Origin of the sequence: Pseudoalteromonas sp. APC 3355 (assembly GCF_030407615.1) — a bacterium.
In the GTDB taxonomy this organism is placed as follows: Bacteria; Pseudomonadota; Gammaproteobacteria; order Enterobacterales; family Alteromonadaceae; genus Pseudoalteromonas; species Pseudoalteromonas distincta.
Genome location: NZ_JASDDB010000019.1, coordinates 1 through 14,768, shown reverse-complemented (window position 1 = coordinate 14,768; position 14,768 = coordinate 1). Strand labels below are relative to the sequence as shown.

General features: G+C 36.7%; 10 protein-coding genes. 6 read left to right on the top strand and 4 right to left on the bottom strand.

Translation table 11 applies throughout. The annotated features are described in order from the left end of the window. Positions 1–13: 13 nt before the first annotated feature. Positions 14–1,075 (bottom strand): Ca2+-dependent phosphoinositide-specific phospholipase C, encoded by a 1,062-nt coding sequence (locus QMA08_RS18770; RefSeq protein WP_290175214.1) that lies wholly within the window; start codon positions 1,073–1,075, stop codon positions 14–16. Positions 1,076–1,255: 180 nt separating this feature from the next. On the opposite strand from QMA08_RS18770, the gene QMA08_RS18765 reads away from it, so the two are divergent. After that, the gene (locus QMA08_RS18765; protein ID WP_290175213.1) at positions 1,256–3,043 is read left to right on the top strand and encodes a metallophosphoesterase; all 1,788 of its coding nucleotides are present in this window, start codon (positions 1,256–1,258) and stop codon (positions 3,041–3,043) included. Here QMA08_RS18765 and QMA08_RS18760 read toward each other — a convergent pair. The 3 genes from QMA08_RS18760 to QMA08_RS18750 all read right to left on the bottom strand — a co-directional run bounded on the left by QMA08_RS18760 (position 3,040) and on the right by QMA08_RS18750 (position 7,505). Further along, positions 3,040–5,895, bottom strand: coding sequence for a TonB-dependent receptor (locus QMA08_RS18760; RefSeq protein WP_290175212.1), 2,856 nt, complete (start codon positions 5,893–5,895; stop codon positions 3,040–3,042). The genes QMA08_RS18765 and QMA08_RS18760 overlap by 4 nt on opposite strands. Positions 5,896–5,936: 41 nt before the next feature. Continuing rightward, entirely contained in the window at positions 5,937–6,914 is a 978-nt protein-coding gene (locus QMA08_RS18755) for a FecR domain-containing protein (RefSeq protein WP_039488746.1), read from the bottom strand. 63 nt (positions 6,915–6,977) lie between these two features. Then, positions 6,978–7,505: a sigma-70 family RNA polymerase sigma factor gene (locus QMA08_RS18750; RefSeq protein ID WP_290175211.1), complete on the bottom strand. Its 528-nt coding sequence runs from the start codon at positions 7,503–7,505 to the stop codon at positions 6,978–6,980. 598 nt (positions 7,506–8,103) lie between these two features. On the opposite strand from QMA08_RS18750, the gene QMA08_RS18745 reads away from it, so the two are divergent. The 5 genes from QMA08_RS18745 to QMA08_RS18725 all read left to right on the top strand — a co-directional run bounded on the left by QMA08_RS18745 (position 8,104) and on the right by QMA08_RS18725 (position 14,441). After that, entirely contained in the window at positions 8,104–8,352 is a 249-nt protein-coding gene (locus tag QMA08_RS18745) for a YfhL family 4Fe-4S dicluster ferredoxin (protein ID WP_002961279.1), read from the top strand. A 213-nt stretch (positions 8,353–8,565) separates the two neighbouring features. Beyond that, positions 8,566–9,264, top strand: a complete 699-nt coding sequence (locus QMA08_RS18740) for a metallophosphoesterase (protein WP_290175210.1) — start codon at positions 8,566–8,568, stop codon at positions 9,262–9,264. A 192-nt stretch (positions 9,265–9,456) separates the two neighbouring features. Beyond that, positions 9,457–10,365 (top strand): helix-turn-helix transcriptional regulator, encoded by a 909-nt coding sequence (locus QMA08_RS18735; RefSeq protein WP_002961276.1) that lies wholly within the window; start codon positions 9,457–9,459, stop codon positions 10,363–10,365. A gap of 19 nt (positions 10,366–10,384) precedes the next feature. Then, entirely contained in the window at positions 10,385–11,227 is an 843-nt protein-coding gene (locus tag QMA08_RS18730) for an SDR family oxidoreductase (protein ID WP_002961275.1), read from the top strand. Positions 11,228–11,519: 292 nt separating this feature from the next. Beyond that, a complete protein-coding gene (locus QMA08_RS18725; RefSeq protein ID WP_290175209.1) occupies positions 11,520–14,441 on the top strand; it encodes a TonB-dependent receptor in 2,922 nt (973 codons plus the stop codon). Positions 14,442–14,768: the final 327 nt, after the last annotated feature.

Sequence of the window (14,768 nt, the reverse complement as noted above, 5' to 3'; positions counted from 1 at the left end):
CTTGGTTTTTAATTTAAAGTTGATTATTAATAAAAGGGTTTGTGCGCACTAAATGACCTTCGTCAAATTGCACCACATAGTTAAAGCGCGCCTGCTGTGGCGAGCTGGGTATAAAATCGGTCGAAATTACTTGTGCGCCGCTATTTTTCGCGGCATTAAATTGGATTGCTCGCTGAGAATTGGTTGCACTTAAGGTTGCATCTGCGCGGGTGCGCACCATGTAACCTTTAAGTACAAGTTGCTGAATTTTATAAAAGTCGCGTGTAGGGTTGTTTACAATCATAAAAGCAGCTTCGGGCTGGTTTTCATCATAATTGGCAAACATGCTTGCCCCTTTTAACGAAGGCCTATTTTGTTTATAAAGTGCCGATTGCTGTGTATTGCCATCAAATAAGAATATGAACTTACCAGCCAAGGCGCGTGTACTTGGCCACCCAAACCTAACGACTGTTTGGTTTAAAGATAACGGTATTTTACGTAAGTTATCGGGCGTGAATAATGAGTTAGGTAACGACTTTAGAATTACTTCATCGAGTAAATAATAATCGTTCGGTGTAAATTTAAGTGGATTATTGCCCAGAACTACATCTGATCGCGTTTCTTTTACATTGAGCATTACAACAATAGGAAAGTGCTGCGGGTTTGCCTCTGACCATGTTTTGAGTGTATTCAAACATCCACTGAGCAATACACAATGGCTTTGCACATCAATATCGGGAATGTGCATTACTTTAAATCCAGGAGTAGCTAATTGCTTTTTTTCTAACTCATTAAATAAAGGAGTCGTTGCAAAAGTATTAGCCCAAGGTTTTATGTATAAATCACCATTAGGGTCTTTTAAAACGTCAATTTCTAAATGGCGAACACCGCTATTTAACTGTTTAATAATGGGAGAATGACCGTAATCAATACGGGCCATTAGTTTAGGATTTAGAGTATTTAATTTATTATTAACGCCTACGTTTAATGTTTTTTTATAGCTGTTATGTGAGCCAATCATTTGAAAGGTATTTAATGGCATAGCGTTAATGCTAGTTACATAATCTGCAAAAATAATAAAAATAAAAAGTGGCATACCACGTCTCAATTGTTGAGTTTGCTATCTAAGAGCGGGCATTCATAAATTAGGGGACACAAAAATATGCATTTAATAAAAGTTTCATAATTGAAAAGCATGTTTATAAAATTTTATGTCCCCTTTTATCCATTACCGCGCTCTAAATAATAAGTTGAGTGAAAACTGGATAAAGCCATCATGATTAGACTCAAAGCACTATGGTTAGCACTATGGATTGGGTTATGTATTACATTTAAAGTGAGTGCTACCTCGTACTACGAGGTTAAAAGTGCAGTGAAGATGGAGACGGTTAAAGTTGCATTTTTAGCCGATATTCATCTACATGATATTTTTGCTAATTTACATAATACAGACAACATAGAGCTACCAAAGGATGTAGGGTCACAGCAACCATTACTGGTGCGCAGTATGTATGCGCAGCTTCACTCAACGCGACTTTTCAATGAAAATTATTTCGTTTTTTTACATGTATTAGATGAGCTGGTGGAAAAAGAAATTAAGTTAGTCGTTTTACCTGGCGATTTTACTGATGACGGCCAACCCATTAATGTAAGGGCTCTGGCACGTATTTTAGGCCATTATGGAAAAAAATATGGGATGCGTTTTTTTGCGATTCCAGGCAATCATGACCCCGTAAAGCCATTTACAACACCGGCAGGTAAAGCTGACTTCTTAACGGCTCAAGGTAAAGAGTTTGGCGTGTATAGTTATCAACATGAAAAGTGTATGACTAAGCAGTCTGTATGTGATGATGGTTTAAAGAACTGGGGATACACTGAAATATTAAGCACACTTAATGACTTTGGATTTAGCAAACATAAAAGTGACGTGCTATATGAAACACCTTATGAAAACCGAGAGTTTATATGGTGTGACCCTCATGATATGAATCATTGTATAACGATGCCAGATGCGAGCTACTTAGTTGAGCCCATAAAAGGTGTTTGGTTAATGGCAATAGATGCCAATGTGTATGCACCACAATGGCAAAATTCGCCACTCACTTTTAAGGGGTCGTCTAGTGCCGGCTATAATGCTTTAATTGATGCAAAGCCCTTACTGTTAAAGTGGATAAAAACGGTTGTAAAAAGGTCAAAAGAGCAAAACAAAACACTGATCGCATTTAGTCACTTTCCAATGGGAGAGTTTTACGATAATGCGAATGATGAATTACATAAAGTGTTTAGTCGTGGCCACTTTTCACTACCTAGAGTGCCTACACCCCTTACAGCACAAATACTTGCAGATACAGGACTAACACTACATTTTGCAGGGCATATGCATCTTAATGATACGGCGCTGGTAACAAGTAATCGGGACTCACAGTTAGTTAATGTACAAGTGCCAAGTTTAGCTGCTTATAAAGCTGCATATAAGGTTGCAGAGCTAAATTTAGCTAAGCAAACCGCATTGGTAAGTACTCATACATTAAACGATGTTCCTGGTTTTAATGATTTATTTGGTTTATATGAAGAGGAATGGTTATATCGTAATCGGCATAACCTTAGTAACTTTGACCGAACTATTTTGAGCTCAAAAAATTATGGTGATTTTACTAAACAGCATTTATTTGGACTTATTAGTCAGCGTTTTTTAAAACGCGATTGGCCAAAAAATTTAGTGGCATGGCTAAACGATAATCACTATTTAGCAGATTGGTTTACAGATATGCAGTGTTTAAATAAAGTCTCGCCTAATTTGCTAATTCAACTTAAAGCTGTATCTACAAAAGAATGGCTTCGAGATTTTTATTTATTACGAAATGGTGATGTAACTGCAGATATAACACCTCAAAAGCGTATTACTTATCAACAGCTAAATGAGTTTTTAGCTCAATCGACTTGTAAAACAGATACGCAAACACAGCAGTACTTGGCTTTGTTAATAAAAATAATGGCAAAATTTAGTAAGCATACCCAAGGTGAGAATTTTAGCGTTGATTTGAAAACGGGGGAGATTATCTAATACTGATAACTCAACCCCAAGTAATAAGTGCGACCACTTGTGGTTGAGTTATAGGCTCTTAGTGTTGAGTTACTGTATTGTCGCTCTTGTTCATTGCTGAGATTAAATGCGCTAAATTTAAGTTTCCAATGATTAGAAAAATAATAATTTAGGTTTGCATCCCAATAAACAGTCGGCATAAACCCTGTTTCGTTTTCATCGAGCAAAAGACTGCCTGCCCGAACTAAATATTTATCTCTAAAAATAGCGCCTAGTTTAAAATTGAACTTAGGGTGATCGTAAAAGATCATACTTGAGGCGGTTATTTTAGATAAAAAAGGTAGGTTTTTTTTAAATAAAGCTGAGCCATTATTTGAGTCGTAATACGTGACTTTGCCTTTATTGTAAGTTGTTTGTAGGTTGATACCCCAGTCAGAATTATGTATTAAATAATTTAAACTTATTTCCGCTCCCCACTGATAAGCTGATTCTGCATTACTTAGCCAAAGGTTATTAATATCGGGGGTTGTAGACTCTGAAGTTTTTGATAAGGGGACTTGCGTTGTAACTATGTAATCATCCAAATCTTTATAAAAGAGTGATATATTAAACGTACTACGACTACTAAAATCTGCTTCTAAGGAAATATCGGTATTATAAGATAAGTAAGGTTTTAGACTTGAGTTAAATGTATATTTTTTATTGTTTGAGGTATCGTTTGAACCATCAAAACTTAGTGAGTTCAGTAATGGTTTTGAATAGTTTTTAGAAAGTCCTACACGTAATCGCCATTTATCGTTTATAAAATATGATCCATTAAAAGTTGGAAGCCAAAGGCTATATGAAATAGGGGAGTAAGGCGCTTGAGTGTGAGATGTTATAGATTCTGATTGGTAACGCAAACCTATATGAGCTTCCCATTGTGCTTGCTCTGTACTTAATAAAGTATAGGCTCCTCTACTATATTCTTGTATATGCTCAGCTTCAGTGGTAATTGATGAGCTATTATTTTTTATGTTAAATGGGTCGATGCCATAAAGTTTAAGTGCTTCATTCGTGTTTATTTTTAACCATTGTAGATTTTTATGTGCATTTTGCGATGAAACATACGACGCAGGAAGGTCAGTTAATTGTTGTGGTGCGTTGGTTAATTCATTAAAAAAAATGTCGTTTTGCTGTGCGTTATACATTTTATTTTCAAACAGAGTCCAATCAGCTCCAAATTGCAGGGTTATTAAACTATTAATGTCATATTGAAAATCTAATTTTGCGAAGGTGTACTCACTATTTGAATTGTATTGTTCTATATCACCATGGTGCATTTGCCACATTGTAGGATTTTTTAAATTTTCACTGTAGTTAATATCTGCATAAAATGGAGTTTTACGATAATCAATCGTAACGTCACTTATGCCTTGGGTATAAATCTTATTACTGTAAGGAATGTCATACTTTGATTGTTCTTTTCCTAATATGGCGCTTACTTTCCAATTTGTATTCACTTGTTGCGTAAGTGATAGCACACCTTGCTGATATGCCGTATTTATTTCTTGGGTTCTACTTTCGGTTGCGACTCGTGCATTTTCGTAACGTGCATACACTAGCTCATTATTTTCATTCGTTTGAATGTCTGTAATTGTTGTTAGCCCTTTAATTATAGGCGTAGACTGCTCCCCTCTAGGGTATAAATGATATTCATGCCTATCCCCTTTTAAAAACCCTGAGAGCATATCAAAATCAAAATGGGTGGTTTCATTTTTATACTCTACAGATAGATTTGCCCCAAATCGCTGCTGTGTAGCTTGCCATACCGAGTACCGATTACCACGAGGAACTATATAATCGCCTTGAGTCAAATGCAGTGCTTGTGATTGGGTTAAAGCCGATAGGTCAGCCCCATCTATTGCAATATTACGCCAGCGAAATGTATTAGCACCTTGCTCTAACGACTCTCTGGTTGTGTATGCAACGCTTGCAAGTACCCCCCAATTATTCCACGTGTTAGAAATTAAGCTTGAATAGCGTTTTGCGCCTGTACCCACATAGTCGTTGTAGCCAACTTCTGGGGTAATAATAAATTTAAACCCCTCATTATCTAAAGGGTTTATAGTTTGTAATGCCATTGTTCCAGATATTCCACCTGCAATTTTATCGGCGGAATATGCTTTAATTACATGGATTTGTTTAAAAAGTTCGGCAGGTAAAATATTGAAATCGAAAGAACGATCGCGCTGTTTTTGTACTCGACTATCCATAGGTGAATCATTATTTGCTAACACAGGCATACCGTTGAGTGTCACCAAACTAAAATCAGGATAGTTACCTCGTATTGAAACTTGGCGACCTTCGCCTGCTTCGCGAGTAATTGCTACGCCAGGAATATACTGTAAGGCCTCGGCTAAGTTAGTATTGGGAATATCGGTAATATCTTGTGCTGAAATTGCTTCACTAATCGTTTTATTATTGTGTTTTAAATTTCGTGAGCTAGCTAATGAATAGCGAATACCCTTTACTGTTATTTCTTCAAGTATTTCGTTATTGGTTGTTATTTTTTTTTGAAAAATAACAAAACCCTTGTCTTGAATTTTATATGTTAACTCGCTGCCTCTTAATAAAAAATCTAGTGCTTGAGCAAGTGTATGATCGCCCACTAAGGTGGACGTAGTTTTGTCGTTGATAAGTGAAGGGTTACTACTAAAAGAGACTGCATATGCATTTGCTACCTCTCTTAAACTATCACTGAGAGAACCCGCTGGTATATAAATAAAGGTATTTATATTTTTTGCCGCACTAGGCAACGTTGTTAAACAACTAGCACCGATAAAAAAGTACACTAAAATACTTTTATTTAATGTACGTACCTGTTTTAGCATAATCATTTAATCAAAGTAATACAGTCATATTTTTTACTCATTTAAGGTAACGTTAAATGAAGTACGTTGTTCTTCTTATCTACTTTCCAGTTATAAGTTGATGCAATGAGCATAAGGCTTTGTTGTGGCGTTTCGAGATTAAATCGTCCGCTAATTAGTGTATTATTTAGTGTGTTATCCACTTTAATTACCATAGGGCTGTAACGCTGCAATTGTTTAATAACACTGGTTAGAGGTTCTTTTTCTGCATCAATCCAACCCATTCGCCAAGCAGGGAGCTGTGCTAACTGCTGGCTATAATCTACAGTTATATGGCCATTTTTTATAACAGCTTGTTGAGAGGGAGTTAATATCACTTTATCTAAAGCCGAGACTTCTACTTTGCCTTCGTACACAGTTACCACTACTTCATCTTTATTGCGCTCTACATCAAAAGAAGTACCCAGTACTTTAATGCTTGCTTGTCCTGAATTTATTATAAATGGCCGTGTTTTATCTTTGGCTACATCAAAAAAAACCTGTCCTTTTTTTAATTCGATTTGCCTTGAGTGTGGTAGCAAGTGCGCAGTTAACTCACTATCTGCATTTAAGTGCAAATATGAACCGTCATCTAATAACTGCGATACACGTTTACCTAAATGTGCTTCTAAAAGCTGAGGCAGGCTAGATTTAACTGCGGTTTTTGCAATCGGTGTTGGTGTAAATGTCTGTTGAGATATAGCAAGCCAGTACACTGCAAAAGCAATAGCGCTAAAACTAGCTGCTAAGGCGAGCATAGGGAAAGTTCTAGAGCGTTTAGCATTAGGCGTAATTATTGGAGTCGGTAAACTATATTGTTTAGTGTAAATGTGTAGAGCCTGTTTAACAGCAGGATCGCCAAATACATTAGCTATTTTTTCAAATGCATTCTTATTTTCTGTGCATTTTAACCAAAGCGATAGTTCTTCACGGTCATGATCATTTAAATCATTAATCCGATCTACCCAATCTGCTGCCTGTTCTAAGCGTTGTTCGTTCATTAAAAAACCTAACCTGCGTTGATTAAATATAAAGAGCGTAAAAGTGTAATAAAGGGGACATTTTTATTGATTTTTTTCAATGCTAAGCGTTATTTGTATCATTGCGCGCGTAATATGTTTTTTTACAGATTCTTGGCTCATATTTAACTGCAGACTAATTTCTTCGCGACTTAATCCGTCAATACGTCGAAGCTTAAATACTTTTCTTCTTAAAGGTGGTAACTCTTGCAACGCACTTTTAACGAGCTCGAGCTTTTGCTCTGTAATAGACTGCGCCTCTGGATCGCTATTATCATTTGTAAAAAGCTCAATATCTTCTGCATTATTTGGTTGGTTTTTATTTTTTTGCCAATCACTATACATAACAGACTTTGCGACTTGATTTATGTACGCCTGGAAGTTTTCAATTTCTGATGTGTCATTTCTATTTAATGTTCTTAGTAGAGCTTCTTGCACAAGATCGTCTACGTCATCTGTATTATTGGTCCGACGACTAATGAATTTACGAATATGGCTGATAACGTTTTTTACATCGCTTTGTTCAGAAGAAATATTTAAATTCGATGGCAGGGGGCTTTTAAAAGTCTTCATTACTCAGTCTAGAATTTTATTTTAAATAAATACTAAGTGAATAATATGACCAATTGATTACAGCCAGGTTGATAGCGATTAAGTAAATTGAAGTGATGGTACGAAGAGTAAAGCATCATTTAGATCATCTTAACGCTTTAAATAGGGTTTAATTTTAGGCATAGAGTATTTGCGCAAATAACACTTTGAAAAAGGCTAAATTCTTGGAGGTACTATATTCACTTGTTATCCTTATTTGAATGTTCTTTTGACGGGATTAGCATATAAGTAGAGGGCCTAAGCGCTTTTTGGCAGGTCAGCTAATTTTATATTAATTTAAATAAATAACTTAGGAAAGTTAAAATAATAATATCAAATTTAGTAAAAGTGCGGCTATTTCTATTGATTAAGATCAACAAAGCAACAGAGAAAGATAGGCATAATTCGCGGTTGTAATTTACACCCAAAAGTAAAATGGGGTGCTACAAATGTGTGTTACGATTTAATAAAAAATAGTGGCTTTTTATTAAACTAGAGCTGCACAAAAGTTAGCCTTTACACACCTTTATTTTTACTTATCTTTTTGTTTTATAATGATATTAATTGAAAAGGCTAAAAAGTGGCTCTACTCATAAATAGCAAATGCATTAACTGCGACATGTGTGACCCAGAATGCCCTAATGAGGCTATTTATATGGGCGCGAAGATATACCAAATAGATGCTAGTAAATGTACTGAGTGTGTAGGGCATTATGATAAACCTACTTGCGTAAGTGTTTGCCCTATTGACTGCATAAAGCCCGATCCGAATAAGCGTGAAACTTTGGACGAATTAGCAGAAAAATTTGTGCGGGTAACTGGCAAATAACTCGTCAGGTATTTTGCTAAGCCGCTTTTTACTATTGGCTAAAAACTATCTATATTACTTATTTAGCTTGTAGCAAAAGTCCGCTGTCATGCATTTTTAGTTTCAATCAAATCTTATTACCTTCATTAATTATCAACTATATTGTGTTACCTTAAGGCTTTATAAACTCAAGTATTAATCTAAGTTTTAGATTGCATTCTATAGGAGTCTATTTTGGATATAGGTATTAACGCTATTCAGGCTGTATCTTCAAAACAAGCCATATTTATTAATGATGAGTGCCGAGTATTTGTAATTGGCGATCTTGATGGTGATTTACCGGCCTTAAAAAACGCACTTAATAACGTAAATTTTAACTCTGAAAGAGATACTTTGTTTTGCCTAGGCGATTTTGTTGATCGCGGGGATAAAACATATGACTTATTTACATACTTACAAGCCATTAGGGCATGTATGATATTAGGTAATCATGAGCATTTAATGTTGGAATCATTATTAAGTAATGATAAAGCGGCTTTTAAATTATGGACTGACAATGGTGGCAATTGGCATAAGTCGGTATCAAGTGAAAAGCTCAGTGTCATGTGCGATGAGTTACTAACTAAACCGCTTTCAATAGTACTAGAGTATCGTGGTTATACAATAGGGTTGTCTCATACATTTGCACAATCGTGGGATTGGGAAAATTACCCTGATGATAAATCGCTAATCGTGCAATCTTTATTGTGGGATCGCGAAGTAGTTAAACAAAATAAGGTAGTTAAAAGTCATGGAGTCGACTTTTCAATACATGGACACAACTCAACTAAAGCGCCTTTTTGGGTTGGTAATAGTTATCATATAGATACAAATTATTATGGTGGAAAGCCGACATTACTTGAGCTTTCAGAGATTATTGCTACGCTTGGTTAACCAAGCGCTATTTAGCAATTGTTACTTCTTTCAAATATCATCCGGCAGTTTTGCTTTTTAAAGTATAAACTGCTGACTACCACATCTAATTATCCCCTTCGTTTTTTTGTATACACTTTATGATGATTTGTGCACTGTAATTATTTTATCAAGCCTATAAACTATTTATCAGCAACCAAAGTGAGATGGCCTATGAATAAAGTACATTTTAGTAATATCACAGATTTTTACAGCGCGCTTGGAAAACCTGCGCCGGAGCATCCGCTTTTTGCCATTTCAACAACAGACAGTTCATCACAAAACAATTACCAAGCATGTTTAAATACTCAAAGTGTTATTAGCACCGATTTTTATGCTATTTCTCTAAAAAAGGTGACTGCAGGAGAGATTGTATATGGGCAAACTAAATATGATTGTAGTAGCGGTACATTATTGTTTTTTTCTCCACAGCAAACATTTTATAGCAATGGTGTAACTGTTGAGTCTCAAGGGAAAACAATTGTATTTCATGAGGATTTTATTCGTGGCCATGCACTAAGTACTGCACTCAAAAAGGCTTCTTTTTTTGGTTATGCCGTTAATGAAGCACTTCATCTTTCGCCAAAAGAGCAACGTTTAATTGCCAATGTAATTGCGAATATAGAAAGCGAATCAAAGCTCAGCTACGACGAATTTAGCCGTGACATTCTTTTAGCACACATCAATGTTTTGCTTAACTATGCAGAACGGTTTTATCGTCGACAGTTTTTATTGCGAAAAGAATCCCATAGCGCAATTGTTGATTCGTTTTTGGAAAAATTTGATGAGCTATTAGTGCTCAATAACAACAATGAAATTCCGAGTGTTAATACCCTTGCTGACTCACTAAATATGACTAGTCGCTATTTAACAGATGCATTAAAAATAGAAACCGGACAAACCGCACAACAAGTCATTCATAATCATTTAATTGATAAAGCAAAAAATAGCTTATTAGAAAGTAGCGACTCTGTTGCAAGTATTGCTTATGCATTAGGTTTCGCGTACCCGCAATACTTTGCCCGATTATTTAAAAACAAAGTAGGTCTAACGCCCTCACAGTACCGTGCTAGTCAGCACTAACTTAGTAGCAGGAAACAAGATGAAAAAAGTAGCAATTGTAACCGGTACATCGACTGGTTTAGGTATTAGCATTGTCGTAAAACTAGCACAACAAGGTTATTTTGTTGTGGCAACTATGCGTAATTTAGATAAAAAAGGTGCACTTGAAGTCGCTCTTCAAAACGCGAATGTGCAAGCTGAAATAAAGTATTTAGATGTGCAAAATACACTAAGTATTGAGCAATGTATTACTGACGTTATAGATGAACAAGGACAAATAGATTTACTCGTAAATAATGCAGGGGCAGGGTATATAAGAACAACCGAACAAACTACAGAGCAAGACATTCAGTGGGTAATGGATGTAAACTTTTTAGGAGTAGTACGCTGTACAAAAGCTGTTTTGCCGCATATGCGTAAAGCACGCCAAGGGCATATTGTGAATATATCGTCAGTAGGCGGCCTTGTCGGTCAACCTTTTAATGAAATTTACTGCGCAGCTAAGTTCGCACTTGAAGGTTATGTTGAATCGGTAGCAACTTATATAACACCAGCATTTAATATCAATTTTACCAATGTAGAGCCTGGTGGTATTAGCTCTGAATTTGCAAATAATGCGTTAGCACAGTTTCAGCAAACTGGTGGCATTGTAGATGATGAATATAAACCAATATTAGAGCAGTACATTGCGAGTGCTCAAGGTCGCTCTGCTGACGTATTTCAAACAGTAGACGAAGTAGCTAATGTGGTTATGGAATGTGTAAATAGTGAAGAACCACCAATAAGAGCGCGTACATCAATTTGGGCAAATGAGTTCTGTGAACTTAAAACGCAAGCAGATCCTACTGGTAAACTTCAGCAGCAAAAAGTGATTTCATGGTGATTTGAATAATTTGTTTTTAAGCTATAAATATTTAAATTCAACAAAGCCTCTCTTAGCTTGTTAATTAAGAGTGGTTTTGATGTGTGGGTTGGATTTTAAGTTTCATCCAATAGGTACCAATACAGTTATATGAGGCGTTTATTTAGTTTTAATATTGATGATTAACAAACGGTTAAGTTTGGCTGTGTAGAATTGGGAACAATTTTTGCCATTTCGTAAATAATTTACGTAAAAGGACTAACTTCTCGCTTTAGGTTTTATATAAGCAGATTTAAATGGAACAGCCTCTCACATGATAGTAGCAAGCATATACCCTTTCTCTTTTTCAACGTTTTGTAAGTCGTCACTTTATGTATCAATTTTTTCTGCTTTGGGTTCTACGTGTGCTTTTGCAGCGCAAGAAAACTCGCAGCACGCAAAAGATATGGAAGTAATAGAAGTACGTGGTATCCGTTCAAGTATGGCCGAAAACTTAGATGTAAAACGCATGTCTGGCTCAGTAGTTGATGCCATTACCGCGGAAGACATTGGAAAGTTCCCCGATAAAAACGTTGCAGACTCACTTCAGCGTGTACCAGGGGTGGTAATTGAGCGTGATGGCGGGGAAGGTTCATCTGTCAGTATTCGTGGTTTATCGTCAGAACTTACCTTTACACAGCTTAATGGTAATTTTATAGCATCTTCTCCAGGGGAGCCTTCGCGTTCGTTTGATTATGCTTTGTTACCGTCTTCAATGATTGAAAGTGTCGAAGTTTATAAATCGGCAGAGGCACGCTTAGATGAAGGTGGGGTTGGTGGCACTGTATTAATGCACAGCCGAAAACCTTTAAATATGGATGCAAACTCGGGTGTATTTAATGTCGAGAGTACTTACGCTGATGTTACAAAAGAGTATGAGCCGCAGTTTACGGGTTTATATTCATGGAAAAACGACAACGAAAACTTTGGTGTATTAGTTGGCTATACCTATCAGGAACGGACAAACAGAACGCTTTCGGGCGGTACTGATGCTAATGTATGGCGCTATACTGGCACTGGGCAAGCAACAGATATACATGGTAATACAATTGATAACAATAACGGTTGGGGTACTATTAATGATGCAAACGGCAACAGTTACGATGGCGTTTGGTTTCCGCAAGTTGTTCGAGGTTCTGTTCTTAACGAAAAACGTGAGCGAGAAGGGATTCAACTTAGTTCACAGTGGCGACCAACAAATCGTTTAGAGCTTGGCTTTAATTATTTTGGTTTTACACTTGGGCAAGACAGAACAGAATCTGTGATTGATATACCAGAGTGGTCTTTAAATCCTGATTTTTTGACGGATGTAAATCTTGATGAGTCGGGCACTATTGTTACTGGTATGCAATACGATGCAATGGCAAGTGGTGTCGAAAATGATATGCAATTTCCGTGGATGCGTGGCAGCTACGTACGTGAGGAATCTACCTCCGATACCTTTGATTTTAATTTAACCTATGAAGGTGATAATTTTAAAGCGCGCTTTGTAATTGGTAATACACAATCAGAGGGCGGCCCAGAAGAAAGCTGGGAAGCGGCGTATAAAAGTTCTAACGCGGGCGAAAACGCAGCCACTATTCAAAACGCAGCTCAAACGGCTGGCTGGTCACTCAATCAAAATAATGTGTCACTTAATATCGACCCTAACACATTAGTTAATTTACAAAATGGAGTTGGAGGCGGTCGTGATGCGGGCTCTTCAAACTCAAGCTTTGTACGCAGTGAGCTAGAAGAAGATTACTACCAAGCTGATGTGGATTTTTATGTTGATTGGGGCTTTTTAAAAACAATTAGAACCGGTGTTAAGTACCGCAACTCAATTCTTCACCGTGAAACCGGCAACACCTTCTTTTTAGCTCCAAATTTTGATATTGCTGCAGGGGAAGCAAGTGAGCAAGGTATTACCCGTTTTGATAGCTACCAATGGAATGGTGGAATGCCATTAGCTCAAAATGTATTTACTAGTGAGAATAATATTGCAGGTGGTTTTGATATAAACCAAATGCCAAGTATCGACTGGAATAAATACCGCGATATGGTCACTGCTAGTTATGTACCTTATACACGCATTGAAGATAATTTTGTTTACGATATAGAAGAAAAAATATCGGCTTTTTATATACAAGGTGATTTTGAATTTAGTGAAGTCAGAGGTAATTTGGGTGTGCGTGTTGTGCAAACAAAAACACTTACTTCATCTACTGACTTATATACCTACCAATTAGATCACACAAATGATGAAACAGGTGAGCCAGTAACAGGTGACGCTCGTTTTGTAGAAGACTATCAATTAGTCACTCAGCAAAACAAAGACACTCAAGTTTTGCCAAGCTTTAATATAGCGTGGGATGCAACCGACGATTTAGTTATTCGTGGGGCAATAGCTAAAGTAATATCTCGTCCTGACTATAGTGATTTAGGTGCGCAGCAGCGCATTACCTATGTATCAGGTGAATGGGCAGAAGATAGAGCCGCATTTAACGAGCTTCCTGGTTTTAGCGGTAGTGGCGGAAATAAAAACTTGAAACCATTTGAATCAGTTCAAGCTGATTTATCTATTGAGTATTATTATGGCGAAGGTTCTGCTGTTGGGTTGGCACTTTTTCATAAGAAAGTAGATAACTTTGTTGTGCCACTGGTGATCGACGTAGAGCAAAACTTTGCTGGTAAAAATAATATAGTGGATGCAGGGACTATTAATATAACCCCTTACAGCACTGTAGGTAATGGCACCGATGCAGTATCAAAAGGCGCGGAAGTATTTATTCAGCATGCCTTTGATAATGGTTTTGGCTTTTACGTAAATTACACTTATAACAAAACCAATAGAGCAGATGTAACAATTAATGGTGAAGAATTTGGTCAGTCGGCCTTAATAGGTAGTGCAAAGTATCAGTACAACACCTCTGTTTATTATGAAGGAGATTATTTTAATGTACGTGCTTCTTATAATAAGCGCGGCGAAACAGTACTCGGTTTAAATAGCGGATTAAATGTATACCAAGACCCTTACGAACAACTCGATGTAAATGCATCCGTAAATTTATACGACGGGCTTAGCTTTACCGCAGCGGTTATTAATTTAACTAAATCTGAATCAGTAACGCGTTTAGGAAATGACACCGATGCGCGATTACTCAATACTAGCTACTCAGGTCGTCGTTTTTACGCGGGCTTTAACTATAGCTTTTAGCTAAATGACTTAATAGCAGGTCTGTAGACAGTATTTTTTGATAGCGCAGGCCATAACAAACACTTTAATAGGCGTTAAATGTTAATAAAGTGCTAGTTATGTTGTGTTTTTAATGCGTTTAGCTCAAATTCTCAGCGAACAGTGCTTTATTTAAAGTTTTGTCAATAAAACGCTTGCGTAAAAATCTGTTCTCCCTATAATGCGACCCCACTGAGACGGGAAACGCTGAAGCATAGCAAGGCACAAACTACTCAGAGAGTTAAATAAAACTTCGGTTTTAAATCTTCTAAAAAGAAAGTTTAAAACAAAGTGTTGACTCGAAAAATA